This is a genomic window from Paenibacillus psychroresistens, assembly GCF_009728935.1.
Taxonomy (GTDB): Bacteria; Bacillota; Bacilli; order Paenibacillales; family NBRC-103111; genus Paenibacillus_AC; species Paenibacillus_AC psychroresistens.
Genome location: NZ_CP034235.1, coordinates 3813443 through 3832451 on the forward strand (window position 1 = coordinate 3813443; position 19009 = coordinate 3832451).

At 39.4% G+C, this 19009-nt stretch carries 17 protein-coding genes; 14 read left to right on the forward strand and 3 right to left on the reverse strand.

Annotation, left to right across the window (positions count from 1 at the left end; all coding sequences use genetic code 11):
• Nucleotides 1-31 precede the first annotated feature (31 nt).
• The 4 genes from EHS13_RS17275 (at nt 32) to EHS13_RS17290 (ending at nt 4468) form a co-directional block, all read left to right on the forward strand.
• Nucleotides 32-1600 (forward strand): RNA polymerase sigma factor, encoded by a 1569-nt coding sequence (locus tag EHS13_RS17275; protein ID WP_155701560.1) that lies wholly within the window; start codon nt 32-34, stop codon nt 1598-1600.
• 63 nt (nt 1601-1663) lie between these two features.
• Complete coding sequence (locus EHS13_RS17280; protein ID WP_155701562.1) at nt 1664-2425, forward strand: VOC family protein; 762 nt, start codon at nt 1664-1666, stop codon at nt 2423-2425.
• 156 nt (nt 2426-2581) lie between these two features.
• Nucleotides 2582-4018: a WG repeat-containing protein gene (locus tag EHS13_RS17285; protein WP_162463145.1), complete on the forward strand. Its 1437-nt coding sequence runs from the start codon at nt 2582-2584 to the stop codon at nt 4016-4018.
• Between the two features lie 15 nt (nt 4019-4033).
• A complete protein-coding gene (locus tag EHS13_RS17290; RefSeq protein ID WP_155701566.1) occupies nt 4034-4468 on the forward strand; it encodes a DUF4362 domain-containing protein in 435 nt (144 codons plus the stop codon).
• Between the two features lie 22 nt (nt 4469-4490).
• On the opposite strand, the gene EHS13_RS17295 is transcribed toward EHS13_RS17290, so the two are convergent.
• Nucleotides 4491-5594 (reverse strand): glycosyltransferase family 2 protein, encoded by a 1104-nt coding sequence (locus tag EHS13_RS17295; RefSeq protein WP_227013966.1) that lies wholly within the window; start codon nt 5592-5594, stop codon nt 4491-4493.
• A 78-nt stretch (nt 5595-5672) separates the two neighbouring features.
• Nucleotides 5673-6002, reverse strand: a complete 330-nt coding sequence (locus EHS13_RS17300; RefSeq protein WP_155701568.1) for an alpha-helical endospore appendage domain-containing protein — start codon at nt 6000-6002, stop codon at nt 5673-5675.
• Between the two features lie 158 nt (nt 6003-6160).
• Here EHS13_RS17300 and EHS13_RS17305 point away from each other — a divergent pair, with 158 nt between their 5' ends.
• From EHS13_RS17305 to EHS13_RS17350, 10 genes are all read left to right on the forward strand, one after another.
• Complete coding sequence (locus EHS13_RS17305) at nt 6161-6499, forward strand: alpha-helical endospore appendage domain-containing protein (protein WP_155701569.1); 339 nt, start codon at nt 6161-6163, stop codon at nt 6497-6499.
• Between the two features lie 9 nt (nt 6500-6508).
• The gene (locus EHS13_RS17310) at nt 6509-6961 is read left to right on the forward strand and encodes a hypothetical protein (RefSeq protein ID WP_155701571.1); all 453 of its coding nucleotides are present in this window, start codon (nt 6509-6511) and stop codon (nt 6959-6961) included.
• An 83-nt stretch (nt 6962-7044) separates the two neighbouring features.
• A complete protein-coding gene (locus EHS13_RS17315) occupies nt 7045-8133 on the forward strand; it encodes a tetratricopeptide repeat-containing glycosyltransferase family 2 protein (protein ID WP_155701572.1) in 1089 nt (362 codons plus the stop codon).
• A 21-nt stretch (nt 8134-8154) separates the two neighbouring features.
• Nucleotides 8155-8859, forward strand: coding sequence for a glycosyltransferase (locus EHS13_RS17320; RefSeq protein ID WP_155701574.1), 705 nt, complete (start codon nt 8155-8157; stop codon nt 8857-8859).
• Nucleotides 8860-8861: 2 nt separating this feature from the next.
• Nucleotides 8862-9572, forward strand: coding sequence for a class I SAM-dependent methyltransferase (locus EHS13_RS17325; RefSeq protein WP_155701575.1), 711 nt, complete (start codon nt 8862-8864; stop codon nt 9570-9572).
• A gap of 202 nt (nt 9573-9774) precedes the next feature.
• The gene (locus EHS13_RS17330) at nt 9775-10716 is read left to right on the forward strand and encodes an exosporium glycoprotein BclB-related protein (RefSeq protein WP_319633428.1); all 942 of its coding nucleotides are present in this window, start codon (nt 9775-9777) and stop codon (nt 10714-10716) included.
• A gap of 165 nt (nt 10717-10881) precedes the next feature.
• On the forward strand, nt 10882-12252 hold the full coding sequence (locus EHS13_RS17335; protein WP_155698741.1) for a transposase: 1371 nt from the start codon (nt 10882-10884) through the stop codon (nt 12250-12252).
• Nucleotides 12253-12476: 224 nt separating this feature from the next.
• Nucleotides 12477-13277: a glycosyltransferase family 2 protein gene (locus EHS13_RS17340; RefSeq protein ID WP_155701577.1), complete on the forward strand. Its 801-nt coding sequence runs from the start codon at nt 12477-12479 to the stop codon at nt 13275-13277.
• Nucleotides 13278-13421: 144 nt separating this feature from the next.
• On the forward strand, nt 13422-14405 hold the full coding sequence (locus EHS13_RS17345) for a phosphotransferase enzyme family protein (protein ID WP_155701578.1): 984 nt from the start codon (nt 13422-13424) through the stop codon (nt 14403-14405).
• Between the two features lie 14 nt (nt 14406-14419).
• Entirely contained in the window at nt 14420-14839 is a 420-nt protein-coding gene (locus tag EHS13_RS17350) for a GNAT family N-acetyltransferase (protein WP_155701580.1), read from the forward strand.
• A gap of 114 nt (nt 14840-14953) precedes the next feature.
• Here EHS13_RS17350 and EHS13_RS17355 read toward each other — a convergent pair whose 3' ends face one another.
• Nucleotides 14954-18853 carry a CARDB domain-containing protein gene (locus tag EHS13_RS17355; RefSeq protein ID WP_155701581.1) on the reverse strand — a complete coding sequence of 1300 codons (3900 nt, stop codon included), beginning with the start codon at nt 18851-18853 and terminating at the stop codon, nt 14954-14956.
• Nucleotides 18854-19009: the final 156 nt, after the last annotated feature.

Here is a 19009-nt window from a genome sequence, read left to right on the forward strand (position 1 = left end):
ATTCGTTGAGATCAGCTAAGGGGAAAAAGCATTGATTAATCAGCAGGAAGACCAAGAGTTAATCAAACGTGCAAAAAACGGAGATCAAGCAGCTTTTAGTGATCTAGTCATGAAGCATAGATCTAAGGCAGTTGATTGGGCAAGGTCAATTACCCATGACTCCTATCTAGCCGAAGACATCGCCCAAAATGCTATTTTGCGATCTTATTTGCACTTGGAATCGCTAGAGCACCCAGACCGATTTCTTCCTTGGCTTCGCAATATCGTTCGTAATCAGGCAATCGATGTTCTTCGTAAGAATAAGCGTAATAACCTATATATTCATAATTCAGAAATAAATCACACTGTAGATTCGGATACACCTGAAGTCGTAACGCTACATAAGGAATGGATGGAATCTATAAGCTTGCTAATGGAGTCATTGCCAGTTAGAAATCGGCTAATATTCGAAGCTCATTTCTTTAAACAGCATTCTCCTGATGAAATTGCCGAGGAATTTCAGATGACAATAAGTAATGTCTACAACATCATTTCAAGATCGAAAATAAAACTGCAAGAGCTGAGATTTAGAAAGGAAACCACCAAATACCTTCAGCAAAAAATGGCACGGAGTCTACTAACAACTCAGCTATTAACTATTCCGAGTTATCGTTCGGCGTATAGTTCTATGGGACATTTGTTAAATGAATTGATTTCAAATGTGAATGATAATAATTATAGCTTAAGCGATATAATGGGTTTTACCGGCCAAGCATTTCGAATTCAAACGACGGTCGATTGCGGTTTGAGTGGCAGCTTAATATATGATTGGGGCTGGGTAATGGAAAGGGCATTAATAGCCTTTGGCTTCCAGACTCGAAGTATAGGACGGCCTGGCAGAGTGCTGACACCAGATATCCTAATTGAAGCCCTGGATATGATCCATTTATCTATTGATCGGGGAATGTCTGTTATAGTTTGGAATTTAGTTAAATCAGAGTTTGGAGTTATCTACGGTTATAACGATCAGCTGCAACAATTAACCTATCGTAATGCTGTGGAGGAATCCTTGCAGATTTCTTATGAGAAATTAGGCAGGACTCTCGAAAATCCGGAACTATTCGTAGGGACATTTGAGAATTCGGATAGAATTGAATTTTCTAAGACTCCTAACCTAATCCAAGCTTTGAAAACCATTATGGATCATGCCCGAGGCATAGAGCCAGGTGTTGCAGGATATTTCACTGGAATTGCAGCATATGATATTTGGATTGAAGCCTTTGAGAATGGCCAAGCTCAACCAGTCGGACATGCTTATCAAGTAAGCTTGTTAACCGAAGCAAGGGAGCATGCCGTCCGCTTTTTGAAAAGCTGGGAAGATCACCCTCTTATACAAGGGAATTCAGAAATTATACTTTTATGGCATGATGCTATGGATCATTTTCAAATAGTCCATGAGCTCTATGTAACCCTGTATCCTTCCTATCCTTATGGTATGCCTGGCGTTCAGATGGACATTCGTGAACAGACGATTGATCTCTTAAAAAAGGTAAAGGCAGTTGAAAATAATGGAATAGTGGCATTAGAAAAAATATATTTACAACTGATTCAAAAAAAGTGATAGATTTTATATCCCACAAACGTCTATAAACTGAAGTTAACTTTATTCTAGGAGGAAAAAAAAATGCAAACATCAAATGCACAAGGATCTGGAATAAAATCGGTTGGCAGTGCTATTCTACACGTACGTAATTTGAACTTAATGGTCAGCTGGTACGGGGACATCTTGGGTACTCCAATAACAGAAATTGAATCAGAAACGCCTTATTATGTATTCGAAATGATTAATGGTGTTAATTTAATGCTTGATGATCATCGTTTTATGCAGGATCAAGCCAAACATCCCATTTTCATGCTAAATACTATGGACATTGAGGCAAGCTATAATTGGGCTAAACAAAACGAGATTACGATAAATTTAGAAATTCAACATGTTCACCCTGGTTTGTCTTATTTTAATATTAGCGATTCAGAAGGCAATGTAATGATGATCATTCAATCAAATTGGGTAAATCCCAATTCGCAACAATTAAATGAGTTGGATAAACCGATTGTTAACCACATTAATTCTATCGTAGTGCCTGTAACAGATTTAAAACGAGCTACAGAATGGTATGCCCATTTGCTTGGACATGTTATTAAACCAGATCGTCAGACTGGAGGTCCGATTTATTGGTTTGATATGGAAAACGGAACAGGGGTTTTATTGGATGATAATCGAAGCAATGGTTACTGTGAAAAGTATCCTACCTTTATGTTGAAGGGGCCAGATATAGAGGAAGCATATCGGTTTATTGTCAGTAAAAACATTAAGACTCTTACAGAAGTTGAATTTGACAATCATTTTTTTATTAGCGATCCAGAGGGGAATTCAATTATTATCTGAAATAAGCTATAAAAAAGCTATATCTTATATTCGTTATTCAATAATCACCTGAAAATCCAAAAATAACTGCGAAAATTGGCGAATGATGGTACTATTATGGTGCCATTATTTTATTTTGCTTATTTTCACAATAAACACAAAAAGGGGATTATTTGGGTGGATAACGAACAGAAAACAGAGATTAAAGAGTTAGAAATGGAAGAAATAAGTCCAGTCACAGTGGAGAAAAAATTATTTAAAAGCAAAGCTTTTATTATTAGTTCGCTTATTGTCTTGATTCTAATAATTGGTAGTTTATATTTTTACTTTGTCAAAGGTTCTAAAGAGCAGACAATGGAAATTTTCAAGACAATATGTACAAATTTGGCTAGCGTTGAAGTGAACGATAAATGGGGTTACATCAATGACACAGGTGAAGAATTAATTGCACCTAAATTCGACAGAGCTGAAGATTTTCAAGATGGAATAGCTAAGGTTAATATAGGTGGTAAGCTTGATGAATACCAATTTACTGGAGGTAAATGGGGCTTTATTAACATAAAAGGCCAAATGGTTATAAATGCACAATTCGAAGTGGTATCTGATTTTTCTGAAGATATAGCAAGTTACAAATTGGATGATAAATGGGGCTATATAAACAAAGTTGGGAAGACAATCATTCCTCCAACCTATGATGAAACCACAGATTTCCATGAAGGAGTAGCCATGGTCAAAATAGGTGATGTTTATGGAGTAATAAATAATACCGGAAAAATGATCGTGAATCCTGAATTTCAGGAAGCTTTTGGATTTTGGGAAGGTTTGTCTAAAGTGAAAAAAGAGGATAAATGGGGTTACTTGAATACAGATGGCAGCTTTGCAATCAAGCCCATTTATGATGATTTAGGCGGCTTTTATGATGGATTAGCATTCGTTAATCTTGGTGGAGTTTATGATGAGGATGAATATGGTGTTGTAGGCGGTAAATGGGGATTTATTGATAATACCGGAAAAATTGCTGTGAATTTACAGTTTGACGAAGTAAAGGACTTTCAAAATGGCCTTGCTGCTGTAAAATTGAGTGATAAATGGGGCTATATCAATGATAAAGGTGACATAGTAATCAATCCTCAATTTGATAATGCAGATATGTTTAATGAAGGTCTTGCGGCAGTGGAAATAAACGAGAAATGGGCATTTATTGATTCAAAAGGAAATATCGCTATCAATCCCCAATTTGATGATACAGAATCTTTTGATAGATCACTGTATGGTGCTATGCAATTCCATGATGGATTGGCTGCAGTAAAGCAAGGTGACCAATGGGGATATATTGATAAAAAAGGTAAATATGTGGTACTACCCATTTATGATAAAGCTGAACGATTCTATAACGGATATGCGATCGTGACTACGGATGACAGAAAAGGGTATATGGATACAAAAGGTAAAATAATCATTAATCCTCAATTTGATACGGCAAGTCAGTTTTACGGTAAATTAACAGAAGTTAGCGTAGGCGAATCGTTTGGGTTTATTGATAAAAAAGGAAAATATATTGTAAATCCAATTTACAGTAATACGGGTAGTTTTTGCAGAGTAGAGTATTTATAAAATTGGAGGACTCCAATGAACAAGGTCATAAAAGTGTTTTTGATCATTATCTGTACTGTGTCATTGGTTTCATGCAGTCGCTCCTATAATCCAGCTAAAGCGACAAAACGCGGTGACATTGTGGATATACACGGGAAAGTTACAAATGAAGCAAGATTGGATATATTCATTAATAGCGTTAAAGATAAGAAAATGGATAAAATCCGTATTACTCGCTATACGATTGAAGGAGATCCGTTATACTTTGATTTTACTTATGATGGGCAAACAATTAAATATAAGTATGATAACTCTAATGATAAGTTTGGTTCCAGCGATGTAAGGAGTACGGTTTGTAAGGATTTTACTAAAACGGAAGAAGCCAAAATGATTAATTACAAATTAGAAGGATGTTCCGGTAAAAATGCTGATATTGGTGCTGGATTCGGCTTCAGTATAAATAAAGAATAAGGCAGATGAACTTAAACTCAGATTAAAGCATGGTAACCCCTATCGTTTGAAGAGCTTTAACGGGATCTTTAAATGATGGGGACAAGGTTATAGACATTTGATAGGATTTAATGGCTTCATCTAGGCTGCCCAGCTTTTCCTGGCAGCGGCCAATTTGATACCATGCCTGAAAGCTGCCTGCTCCTTTTAGAATAAGATGCTTTAGGTTGGTTTCCCCTAATTCTAAGCAATGGTTGAAGGTTGCCAGAGCTTCCTCATACCTATCTTTAGCCAATAAAATTAATCCTTTATAAAAATGCAGGTCGACATAATCTGAATAAAGCATGATTGCTTTCTCAATAGCAGGCCAAGCTCCTTCGATACACCCAAGACTCAGCATAATCGAATATTTTAATTTATATAGAATAGATGGGGGAGTAAATCCTTGTGAAATGAATAACAGGATAGATAGATTCACAAATTCAAAAGCACGTTCACTCTGCTGGCCTCTATGATATTCGGTTGCCATATGATAAGGGGTCCAAGGGTTCTGGCTTCCTTGTTTAATCTCTGTTTCTAACATAGTCAGGTTTCGTTCCAGTTTTTTTTTTGATGTGACTACAGGATTCATATATCCATAATGGTGCAATTTGATCGGTGCCATCGGTATAGGAGCGTGATTATGAATATTTAATGATTCGTGAATTTTATTCTCAAAAAGAATCCCTTTATGATTCCTGAATAATCTCGTATGGGCAATATGATAGCTTTCATCCGGGTTAATCTCACTACCGTAATAATTGATTAGATGGAGTGATACTAAATCAAATTCATCCATGTATAAAATATCCCGCAGCTTAAACCGATCGTTTATATCCATTTCCTCATCCGCATCCAACCACAGTATCCAATCCCCCGTTGCTTGTACTAAACCATAATTCCTTGCCGCTGCAAAGTCATCTTGCCATACATAATCAAATAAAAGCGCTCCATATTTATGGCAAATCTCCTTAGTGCTGTCCGTAGACCCTGTATCGACGATGATCATTTCATCTACTACATCTTTAACACTCCTTAAGCAGGCTTCAAGAAATTGTTCCTCGTCTTTAACAATCATGCATAAGGATAATCTTTTCCATTGTTCCACATGAACACTCCTTCGTTTTATGTATCGATGAGGAGCGTGCAAAATAACGCTCCCCACCTCCAAGGAAGTAACTACTTTTTAGAATAAGGCCCCCTGATCTTGCAGATATAATTTAAATACCGTATCCAGCTTGAATTGTAACAACATTTCTTTTTTAATTACGTCCCTCATGGTCTGGCTTACGCTCTGGTTGATTAGTAACAGGTTGGAGATTGTAATAGTTGTGTCATCAAGTGTGTTTTCGGTAGAAAGTGTACCAAGTACAAATTGTATTTTCTCTGCTTCAGCATTGATGATATGGGCTAAAGCTATTTCCTCTAATGCAATCGAGGCCAAAAGAAGTGGGATAGTTTGCCCAATAGTAATGGAGATATCAGGTGTAATATCGGGTATGCTGGCTTGTGACATGTTCTTCACTCCTTTCTCGACTGAACTTATATAGCTTATGTATGTTTATGAACTGCGTGCATACATATCCATCTTCAACTGTGTTTTCGAAATTATTGGGCACCTGCGTAACAATATGGGCATATATTAGAACGAATGAAATGGATGAGGTGATATAGATGAGTATGCCTACAATACCAGAAGAATTGTTTCGTCCTACGATCCGAGAAGCAGTTATCGATTTATTCAAATCCATTGCCATGGAAGAAACAGCTATATCACATCTTTTGAATGCAGAAGCCGAGAAGATTCAAGCTTTTGTTGGACATCAAATGGATTTTCCTACTAATCCTACAAACCTCGACATACTTAGATTTAATCAGAGTGTTACCAAGTTAGTGGATATCATCGTTATGAAGGAATGGCTGCTGTTTAGAAAATTGGAGACATCCCTAGAAATCCTTGCTTATGATAACAGCAACGAAAATCATTATGAAGATGAATATGAGGAAGAATGAGGTATAGGCATGAAGGAATTCCATGCGAATAAAGAAGCTTGGCCATCGGAGACTCAACAAATGACATGGACAGCTATTAATCAATTGGAGGTGTCTTTATTTGATTATTTTAAGTCTGTTGTAATTTTTTATCGATCCATTGAACAACGTAAAACGTTGTTTTTTTTAGTAAATGAAGTACTTCCTTTATCCAACGCTTTAAAATCAATCATTAAAATTCAAAACAATTTGTTAAAAATGACAGCCTTTTACCTAGTGAATATGGAGCATACGAAGTTAATTGATGACTATGTGATCTACTATCACTCTTATATGAAGCTAAATAGGCGAATAGATGAGTTATGGGAAATGACTAACCAATATCCAAATCTACAGAATGAGATAAAGCCTCAATTTCAACAATTTAAATATTATTTTGAAAAAAAACGAAGTCTTATGCGAAAATTCGGCAATTGGGTTTAACACACAATTTCGGCACTAATAGAATGTGATTCTCATACATTGAACAAAAAAACGGTCATTCATAGTCCGAAAGGGTTGGTGTTATGATTACAATCAGTTTGTGTATGATTGTGAAAAATGAAGAAGAAACTTTAGAGCGCTGTCTAACATCGGTTAAAAATATTGCTAATGAAATCATCATAGTGGATACAGGTTCAACGGATTCAACCAAACAAATTGCTGCTCGGTTTACGAATAAAATAGTTGATTTTACGTGGATAGATGATTTCGCTGCTGCACGGAACTTTGCTTTTCAACAAGCCACGAAATCATATATTCTATGGTTGGATGCAGATGATGTTTTTGAAAAAGTCGATCGCGAAAAATTCATTCAATTAAAAAAAACTTTAGATTCTTCGTACAATACAGTGATGATGCCGTATCATCTTTCTTTTGATCATACAGGTAAGCCTACCTTTAGTATGAGACGTAATCGGCTGGTTCGGAGAGATTGCAATTTTGTATGGATAGGTGCTGTCCACGAGTACTTAGAGGTTAGTGGGAAATGCTTACAAAGCGAAATCGCAGTTACACATAAGAAAGAAAGAGTATATACAGATCGAAATTTGCGCATTTACAGAAAGAAAGTGGAATCAGGGGAATCGTTATCGACGCGTGATCTGTTCTATTATGCTAACGAACTTTATGATCACTCTTTAGTTGAGCAAGCGTCCGTTATATACGAAACGTTCTGGGCGACAAAGCTAGGGTGGATCGAAGACCGCATCACCTCGTGTCTTAAATTGGCTGATTGTTATTCTCGGATGGGAGAGTATGAAAAACAGCTTCAGGTGTTATTTCGCTCGTTTGAGCTTGATACACCTCGGGCAGAGATTTGTTGTCGATTGGCTGCTTTTTTTATGGAAAATAAACGGTGGAATCAAGCAAAACATTGGTATTTGGTGGCAACCATACTTGGAGAACCTCCGCTTACAGGGGGGATGATAGATTTACCATCTTGGACCTGGCTGCCGCATATCCAGCTTTGTGTTTGCTATGATCGTCTAGGCAATTATGAGATGGCTTATCGTCACAATGAAATTGCTTTGACCTATCAACCCACGCATTCCAGCATGCTAAGCAACAAATCATATTTAGAAAAAGTATTGGCTCAGAGAAAGCAAGAAACTTAGGCAAAGGAGGACTGTATAGGAATGGAACGAGGTAAAGTAACACTTTCAATGATTGTCAAAAATGAGGCTGGACGGTACTTGCATGAAGCTTTAACGCGTCATAGAAGCTTAATAGACGAAGCAGTTATTATAGATGATGGAAGCACCGATACTACACCAGAAATATGTCATGAAGCATTAGCAGGTATCCCGCTGAAATATATCCGAAATGATGCCTCCAAATTTCATAATGAAATAACGCTAAGAAAACAACAGTGGGACGAAACGATTCAAACTAATCCTCAATGGATTCTAAATTTGGATGCTGACGAAATGTTTGAAACCAGCTTCGATAGAGCTCAGATAGATCGGATGCTAATCCAATCAGACTATGACGTCTATTACTTTCGTCTATATGACATGTGGAGCATGACGCAATATAGAGAAGATCATTACTGGCAAGCGCATAAGTTTTATCGTCCATTTCTCGTCAGATATCGTTCCGATGTTTCATACCTTTGGAAAGAAACTCCACAGCACTGCGGTAGATTTCCGCTAACTATAGTTCAGTTTACTTATCAATGCCATCCAGCTCGGATTCAGCATTATGGATGGTCGCTTAAGAAAGATCGCGAATTTAAATATGATCGTTATCAATTATTAGATCCTGGTGCTAGGTATGGTTGGAAGGAACAGTATGATTCAATTCTCGAAGAATCTCCAAATCTTGTAGACTGGGAGGAGTAAGCATGCTTGTTAAAGATATTGAAGTCGCTCTTTCTCTTGCAGGGAGAAGAGGTTGGAACCCAGATAATGATTCGATTAGTAGAAGCGCATTCATTCATCTATTACGTAGATTGGAAAAGTCTAATGATGAAATTAGAATTGTCCAGCTAGGTGGAGGGCAAGCCATCTGGGTCTGGAATTCTTTGCATGAATTAAACCTTCTACCCATAAAAACAACTATAATCGAGCATCATCCTGCGCGTGCAAGTCAATTGATCCAAAATGCGGAAGCAATGACAGGGATCGACGTGCATTGGAGTTGTTTAAAGCAACTGACTGATGAAGAGCGTGAGGACTTGTTTAATAATCCAGCTGAGGCTAATGAAAAATGCGGAAGGCTTGGAAAATATGTAAAAACAGATCAATATGATCATTATCAAATCCGAAATGCATTTTATGGGGAGTTAAGTCAGTTTACCTTTTTAAATGAGAGTATAGATGTATTAATTGTAGATGGTCCGCATGGAAATGGACGTTCGCTTGTTTTCACATGGTTATATTTGAAGTTGAAAGAAAATGCCTTGATTCTAATTGATGATTTTAACCATTATCCGTTTGTTGCCGATCTGGAACGACTCTTTTCTTATGAGGAATTACATAGAGATACATGGGGGGATCAGGTCTGGTTGCTTCTACGATTGAAAGGAAAGTTAGCTATTAAAGAGAGTGTCTAAAGATCTAGCAGAATGTATGAGGATTGGCCAACTTTCAGAGGTTGGCCTTTTGTGCGTTTTTCAAAGGACGTTATTCTACTAAAATTATACATAAATTAGACACAAGGTTTTTAGAATTATAGAGCTACTTATAGTTTAAGAACACCAGTCCATCCGTAATTTTGGTTACTCCATATACTATTTAGAGTTAAAAAGAAAGGAAGTGATAGACTTGAGTCAGGCAAATATTCCAAATATTACACCAATTATTAGTATAACAGTACCTACATCCATAAGCACAATCTTACTTGTGAATGAAAGTGTTCAAGCGACTATGCGTGAAGCTATCAAGAAAGAAATGCTTCTGGAGAATAAACTGGAAGCTATTCTGAAATCTGCTACTCCCCCACCGGTTATAGTGACAACGGGAGCTATAGGTGCAACTGGGGCGCAGGGAGTAACAGGTGTAACTGGGGCAACAGGAGATCCAGGGGTAACAGGAGTCACAGGTACAACAGGAATAACCGGAACAACACGAATAACTGGACTTACGGGAGCAACCAGAGCAACCGGAGCAACTGGAGCAACCGGAGTCACAGGAGTCACAGGTGCAACAGGAATTACCGGAGCAACCGGGGCAGCAGGTGCTGGCGCCATTATTCCTTTCGCATCTGGGTTACCCGCTTCATTAACAACAATTCTTGGTGGGCTTGTGGGAACAGGTAGCCTAGTAGGTTTTGGAAACAATGTAACTAATGTTAATATTGCTGGTGGTACCATCGATCTGACTGGTGCAGGTGGTTTATTGCTCAACTTTTCTTTTTCAATGCCGCGTGCAGGAACAATTACGAGCATTGCTGCATATTTCAGTGTGACACTCGGGCTTTCATTAATTGGTTCGGCTGTTACAATTAGAGCACAATTGTTTAGATCAGCGACACCAAATAATATTTTTATTCCAATTCCAGGAGCTATAGTTACTTTATCACCAGCACTTACTGGAACCGTATTACTTGGCGCTATAAGTAATGGTATAATTACTGGCTTAAATATTCCAGTTTCACCACAAGATCGTATCCTCATGGTCTTCTCGGCAACTGCTGCTGGTTTAAGTTTAGTTAACACTATTAATGGCTATGCAAGTGCAGGTGTAACAATCGCCTAAGTTTATTTGAAAAAATAACTAAAAATTTTTAATAGAATCAATTTCATAATTCCAAAGCCTTATTGCGCTTAAGTTTTTAGAGCATAAAAAAAGGAGTGCCTCCCCAAATCTCGAAGTGTTTAGTACCCCTACCAGACACTGATGAGAAGAAAGGAGCATCTCCCAATGTACAATATTCAACAAGAAAGTCTGTTTTCCTTGCAGGATTTATTAGAAATGTCACCCAAAGATACGTTTGCTTATCTTTTTGAGACGTTAGATATTAATCCATTCTTACGCGTTGTATCTAAAAAGGCATTTTTAGGGGCACCAACTCAGCTCAACTACGTAGCTATGCTGCAATCGTTATTCATTCGAATCGTTGAACGTATTCCAACCATTAAAGATCTGCGGAAACGATTGAAACGAAGTATCGAATTTAGCACGGATTGTGGATTTATGGGTTCTGATCGAATTCCAAGTGAAGCTTCTTACACGCGACTTATCCAGAAACTACTACAATCGGAAGTGTTCCAGCAGTCTCAACAAGACCTAGTCAAGCAAGCGTTTCATGAGGGTTTTATCGATGCTTCCGCGGTAGCTATAGATGCAACTCATGTTGAAGCCAGAGATCGTCAACCCGAGAAAAAGAAGGAAGACAGTCAACCACTAAACACGAAAACGCCAACGAAGAAACGGGGACGCAAGTCCAAGGGTGAGCGAGAACAATGGCTCAAGGAACAGTTGGAACTGGAAGAGAATCGAACGTTATTCGAGAAAAAGGTAGAAACCCAAGCCTCCTACAGCTATGACGAGTTGGTGAAGGAAATCCCGTTAACTCCAGCCTGGGGCGTAAAGAAAAATTCGGAAGGCAAGAATGTATTCTGGTACGGTTTCAAAGCCCATCTTGTCGTCGACTGCAAAAGCCAATATATCCTTGTAGCCTTACTTACATCAGGAAATATGAATGATGGAAAGTTGGCCATTCCCTTACTTAAAGGACTTGCTGAAAAGCATCCTGAACTAGCCATTTCTCAAGTGATCGCGGATGCAGGTTATGATCTCGTACCGATTTATAAGCAAGTCGAGAGCATGGGTGCAAGGGCCCTCATCGATTACAACCGCCGGAATGAACATCAAGAAGATGGCATGGATAAATACTTTCGTCCCGTCTGTAAAGAAGGTCATTCTTATCGATACGATAGTTTTGACCCGAAGTACGAAACGGTCAAATACACACAGCCCAAAGAATGTTCAACCTGCCCTTTTAACGATGGACACTGTCAGAAAGTATTTAAGAAAAAGATCGATGATAACCCAAGAAGATATACGGTTCCAGCACGTGGTAGTGACCGATATAGGGAACAGTACAAAAAAAGAACAGCCGTTGAACGTGTAAATGCCTACTTAAAAGAGTTCTTTCAACTAAATAACATTCGCCATCGTGGCGCATTAGCAAAGGTTGATTTTGAATTCGCCTGTCTGACCTACACGGCATGCAAATTAACAGCTGACCGATTAAATCAATACATTAAAATGAAAAAGTCTACTGCTTAGCACTTTTTTAAAAAATCATAGTATGAATATTCGGTCAGCCTGTCTATAAAGAAAATGATTTATGAAATTGATTCAATAGAATAATAATTTTATAAGTTTTAATAATGGGCTATCCTTAGGTCTGAAAAGATCGCAAGGATAGCTTTATCATTACTCACTGTTATTGTCACTTTAAAATGAGCATGAATAACATATATAAGCTTCAGGAGAGGAGTTAGGAATAAATGAAGGTGCTAATAGGCAGTCCAATCCATCAAAAATCAAACGTATTGCAAGAATTTCTTATCTCATTGAATGAATTACAGAAAAACTCTTTAACAGTTGATTATATGCTCATGGATGATAATACAGATGAAGATTCAAGCCTATTACTGGACGATTTCAAACAGAAGAACCCGAATGCAATTATTATTAAGACTCAGAATTCGAATCAATATCAAAAAGACGAGTATACACATTATTGGAGTGATGATTTAATTTGGAAGGTTGCTGCAATGAAGGATTCGATCATTCTATATGCCAAACAACATGAATATGATTACCTGTTCTTAGTGGATTCTGATTTGATCCTGCACCCTCAAACATTAGAGCAGCTTATAAAGGCAGACAAGGACATAATAAGTAATATATTTTGGACGCAATGGCAACCGAATACGATGGAAATGCCTCAGGTTTGGGTGCAGGATGATTATAAGATGTTTACAAGCAATCGCAAAAATCCTTTATCCGATGAAGAGGGTACTCGGAAATCCTTTGAATTTATGGCTAATCTGAGAGTGCCTGGCATATATAAAGTGGGTGGTTTAGGTGCTTGTACCTTAATATCAATGAAGGCTATCCAATCAGGTGTTCGTTATGCGGAAATCTACAATTTATCGATTTGGGGCGAAGATAGACATTTCTGCATTCGGGCGGCAGCACTAGGTTTTACGCTTTATGTGGACACCCATTATCCTGCCTTTCATATTTACCGAGAATCTGAGTTGGATAAGGTCTCCATATACAAAAAATCCTGTTCGATTTAATTATAATTAAACTGTCCTCTTGTGATAACTCATTAAATAAACTATATTTTGGGTAACCGCTAGCCTAATCCTAATCATTTTGCCAGCAGGCTAGTCTTGCGGGCTTTTTGTAATCATATAAACTTAACTATGAGGAGAATGCTTTTGTTAAAACTGCAATATCTATTCAATAATGTAAATCTAGCCGAAATGATCTTAGAAAATTGGGAATTCGATAAAGAATCTTTAGACATGTTTAAGTATTATCGCATCTCTTCAAACGCCATTTATCCATTTACATTCGAAGGGAAGATTCAGCTATTAAGATTTGCCCCTAAGACGGAGAAGGTTAAGGAGAATATCGAAGCTGAGCTTGAGTTTATTTCTTATCTACATAATAACAACTATAAGGCATTAGAATCAGTTGCAACCCAAAAAGGAGAAAATCTAATAGAGGTTCGTACTCCGTGGGGTGTGTATTATGCATCGGTTTTCAAACGTGTATCAGGTGTGCAGTTAAGTGAGACTGATTTAAGTGATGCTATTGTTTTCAGTCATGGAAAAGCTTTAGGCAAGCTTCATCAACTCTCTAGTAAATATACTCCAATTAATAACAAACGATGGTCATATAAAGATGTTTTTGAATGGATTATGGATATTCTGAGAGATTTCCCACAGGAAACAGCCGCTTTGATGGAAGTAAAGTTACTTCGAGATTACTTTTCAACAATTCCGCAGACAAAAGCTAATTTTGGGATGATTCATTATGATTTTGAATATGATAATGTGTTTTATGATGAGGTTGCTAAATCCTGCAATGTGATTGATTTTGATGATGCGATGTATCATTGGTACGTGATGGATATCGAGCAAGTACTTGATAGTTTGCAAGATAATGTCCCATCTGAGAATTTTGATCTCAAAAAACAAATCTTCATGGACGGATATTTAGCTGAATTTGAAATTTCGGATGAAATGCTGTCTTTGCTACCTTTATGCCGACGTTTTGCGAATTTATATGGATATGTTCGAATTTTAAGATCAATGGCTGATCAATGGGATAATGAGCCCGAGTGGTTAGTAAATTTGAGAGAGAGATTAGTGAATGGTTTGAAAAATAGAGCTTTTTATTTTGGAGCGGATATTTAAGGGAGCGAAGAAAAATGGAGCTTTACATATCCAATGATTTAAATAGTTCTGATAAAACTTATGTAGTTGATAAAATGATTGAGTATAATTTAATGCATTTTCCAGATGATTTAAAAGGGAGATATCAAGAGTTTACATTAACTTTAGAAAATACCGATGGCCAAATTTTTGGTGGAATAACTGGGGAGATATGCTGGAACTGGATGGAAGTTGAATATCTGTTTGTAGATGAAACGTATCGCAAGTTGGGTTATGGAAAAAAGCTGTTGCTAGAAGCAGAGAAACTAGCTAAAGCGAAGAATTGTGAATTTATTAAATTGGATACTTTAAGCTTTCAAGCCTTAGATTTTTACAAAAGCCAAGGTTTTGTAGTTTTTGGAACTATTCAAAATGCAGGCAGGCATACACACTATTATCTCAAAAAAGATATTTAGCTTATACAAAGAATTAGACCAGATGCTCTTACTGAGCTTCTGGGTTTTTCTGTTTCAACCATAAAAAAAGAGGAGTTCCGAAAAACTCCTCCCTACAGAGACTTACATAAATCGTTACTGAATGATCAGATTAAAACCAGTCTGGATGTAATTCAGATTAGGGTTAGCAATATTACTGGTCGTCAGGTTATTGAACGTTGCAGAGCCATTACCTGTATAGGTGTATATGGCGGAACCCTGATGGGGTCCCGAGAACCGCGAGGTCGTTATTCCATCAAGGCCGGTACCATTAATAGTGATGTTGTTAAATACGATATTGGTGAATCCGCCACCGTATCCAAACTGGATAGCATCACGTTGAGTATTGATGATATCGATGTTAGTAAACGTTACGTTTTTGATGCTATCGCCAGATGCCTCTAGATCGATTGCACCACGTTCACCATTGTAAAGGTCTTGACTGGTACCACTGTTAATAATAGTAGTGTCTGAAAACAGAATGCCGGTATTATTGTTGAAATGGGCTCCGGGGAACGTGGTGTTCAATCTGATTCCAGAACCACCAACAGTGTCAATGATCAGGTTGTGATCAGCCTTGTGTCCGCTACCACCGAAGAATGCAATACCGCCTGCACGCCAGTTATTCTCGATTGTATTATACGAGAAAGTATCATTTACACCATCAGGTGCTCCGAAGGTATTGCTCGGCCAAACGGCAAGACCGTCATCACCATTGTTTCGCACACTGCTGTTGCGTACGGTCGAATTGCTGGTTCCCTGCGAGTAGTTGATACCATCGGCAAGGTTATTCCTAATTCGGCTATTCTCAACAAGCAGATTGTTAGCAAAGATTGCTGGAGTGTGTCCATAATCCCCTACCCACATACCGCATTCAAAATGTTCTACCCAGACATCGTGGATGATGGAATTGTTTCCAAAGTTGTCCATGAAGCCTTTATAGACCGCCATTTGGTCATAACGTGAGCGCAAATTTGAATTCATGTAGACATTACTGAAATCAAGCTTGCCTAAGATACGGAGTGAGATACCGCCGCCAAATGCATTGGGGTTGGTAAACTGGATGTTCGTATACCAGATACCTGCACCAGTGACTGTAAAATTATTAATCATATTAGCGATAGAACCGATTTGCCACATGCTGCTAAGGTTGAATGTTCCTTCTGGAATGTATAGGCTCTTACCAGCTGTTACTGCTGCAGTTACTGCTGTATTGAAGGCCGCAAGGTCATCTTGGCCATCGTTGGCAACTGCACCATGATCGGTTACAGAAACCGAGTTGGCCGGACGAGCGACAGCAGCAGGAAGAGGTTCTATTTCAATAAAATCAACGCCATATTCCAAGCTATCCCCATTATTCTTCTGAATACGAATGATGTCTCCAGGCTGGAGCGGGGTGGCCAGTTTCCAATGTACTTCATCAAAACGGAAGAGAGGGCGTCCACCACCAGGAGCATCTGCAGGCTGATCACCTGAGAAATACTGCCAGCTGAAGTAGGATGTTAATGGTATTGTTTTGACATTGACGCCATTTACATAAGCATCAAGCGAACCATTCAATCCCATCCCATTTGATGAGTCAGGCATAGTAAATCTCATGGTTATACCAGCACCACCTTGACCTGGTCTAACCGTCCATTGAAGATTTGAGCCGTTCGATGGAAGAGCCACATAACTCTGACCGGAAGCTTCCGAAGCAATTAGTGCTTGGTCGAATGTCGGTGCAGTCTTAAGAGTGGCAGCACCACCACGTGTCGCATCAGGGGTATCATACCGGAAATACGGTACGCTTGCACCACGCAGAGCATATACAATCAGGCTTGATGTACTTACATTGTTTGCTTGCTTGGTCGATACTTCGTTGGCATCTACTGCAACAGTTGCAGTAACACTATAGTTGCCAGTAGCCGTAGTCCATGTTCCAGTTAGAGCTACATTGACGGAGGCTCCAACTGCTAATGTACCGTTATAAGTACCTGTAAAGGTTTGAAGCGTGGAACCTGCAGAATTCTTCAGAGCTAATGTGATACCGTGAGCTCCGCTTGCAGAAGCAATAGTTCCTTGATTCTTAAGATTCACGGTAAAAGAAACGGCATTACCAACCACCGGAGTACTTGGTGTCCAAGAAACAGTTCCAACCAAGTCGGAGCTTGCAACCTGACTTACGACAAGTGAGCTGGAGCTGGTAAAGCTATTATTATTCTCGTTTTGCTCAATAACCGCATTAGCTTCGTCTGCTTTTGCCGTTACAGCATAGGTACCTGCATTCTGCGCTGCAATGTTGGCAGATACAACAGTGGAAACGCCTGCTGCCAATGCGCCAAGCGTAGAAGTTCCAACTAATGTGCTGCCCAAGTAAAAATTTACATTGGTTGCTGTGGATGCAGCTGTACCATTGTTTTTCACTGTAGCATTCAGCGTAATTGGATTGGTTTCAATCGGAGTGGCTGGTGTCCAAGTCAAGCCAGTAACCGTTAGATCCGGGTTTGGAGCCGGGCTGCCATATACTTGGAATTCAGCAACCTGACCTGCAGGAGCACCGGAATTAGTCGTAATATTCAGTTGGATCCGTTTAACTGTAGCAGAAATCGGAATCGTTACTGTGTTGCCGGAAGCAGGATTGAAGGTATAGGATTGTGCGGAAACCAGGCTGCTGAAAGTCGTCGTGCTCTGGTTATGTCCAAGCACTTGAATAGTTTGCTGGCGCGTGCCCCAAGCTGAGTCAGGGTTCAGCTTCACAACTACGGAAGTAATATTGTGGTTGGCTCCAAGGTCGAGTGTCAGCTGGCTAGGATTGCCTCCGCCTTCCCAATAAGTAGCTGTGTTGCCATCATTGCCGTTCGCAGCAATAAAAGTTTGTGTCGATGAAGAAGCCGAGATTGCTTTCCCAAGAGCTATGTTGCCGCCCGGAGGTGGCGTAGCCGTTGGTGTTGGAGTAGGTGTTGCAGTTGGAGTACCTGTTGGTGTAGGAGTAGCAGTTGGTGTTGCTGTAGGTGTTGGAGTAACTGTTGGTGTAGCAGTAGGTGTAGCAGTAGGTGTAGCAGTAGGTGTAGCAGTAGGTGTAGCCGTTGGCGTTGGCGTTGTGCCTGCCAAAGTTACCACAATTTGATCAATATTGACGTTACCAGAATCCGTTGTGTCGTATTTGAATGCGACCGTGTTTGATCCCGCATTTAACGCGATTGTTTCGTTTTTGATCGACCAGGTATCCCAGTTTACTAGGTTCGGGAGTGAGGTTTGACGAATTTTCGTGCCATTGACATACAGGCTCAGTGTCTTCGCGTTGCCGGATGCATTGGCGTATCTCAGCGCAACGTTGTAGTTGCCTGCTGTTGCTGCTGTTACCGTGAACAGAGTTTGCGGACCTGAAGTCAGGTAGCCATCAACGAAGCCCGAACCTGTATAGCCTGTATGGTCGGTGTTCGTCTTTGCACCACCGGAGAGAGCAGCAGCTTCAGCTTCGTATGTTCCGTTAGTCGGAGTTTGCGTACCGTAAACTTCAAACTCGGAAATTTGTCCGCCAGTTGAGCCGGTGTTAGCGGTGATGTTTACTTTGACATAACGAACACTGGCTGCTGTAAAGTTAATTGTCACAGTGTTGGCGCTTGGGCTGAATGTGTAGTTCGCAGAAGCGGCAAGGTTGGTATAGGTGGAATCGTTCATACTGCCCTGCACGGACAGGGTTTGTGTTCTGGATCCCCAAGCACTAGGAAGCTTCAAAACAACTTGATTAACAGAGCTTGCTGCACCGAGGTCAACACGAATCCAGCTGGGATAGGAGCTGCCTTCCCAGTACGTAGCTTGGTTGCCGTCATTGGAGTTGGTCGACACGTAGGTCTGCGTGTAATTCCCAGCTGTAATCGGCTTGCTGAGCGCGAGGTTTGTCGCGGCAGAGCTGAGGGAAGGGAAAAACGCCAGTTGTGCAGCAAGCAGTACAAATACAAGCAAACAAATAACAAATGGATTTTTTTTCAGTATCAAACGGTTAACAGTCATAATCATCCTCCTAGTTTCTTTTGGTGAAGCAGCAATAGAATGCGCTTTCATTTCTTGCTAAACTAGTTCTTTACCATCACCTGCCTTAACCAAATTTGAAGTGCTTAAAAGGGGTACATTTCACATTGTACTACGTAGAACAGAATACCAACGATG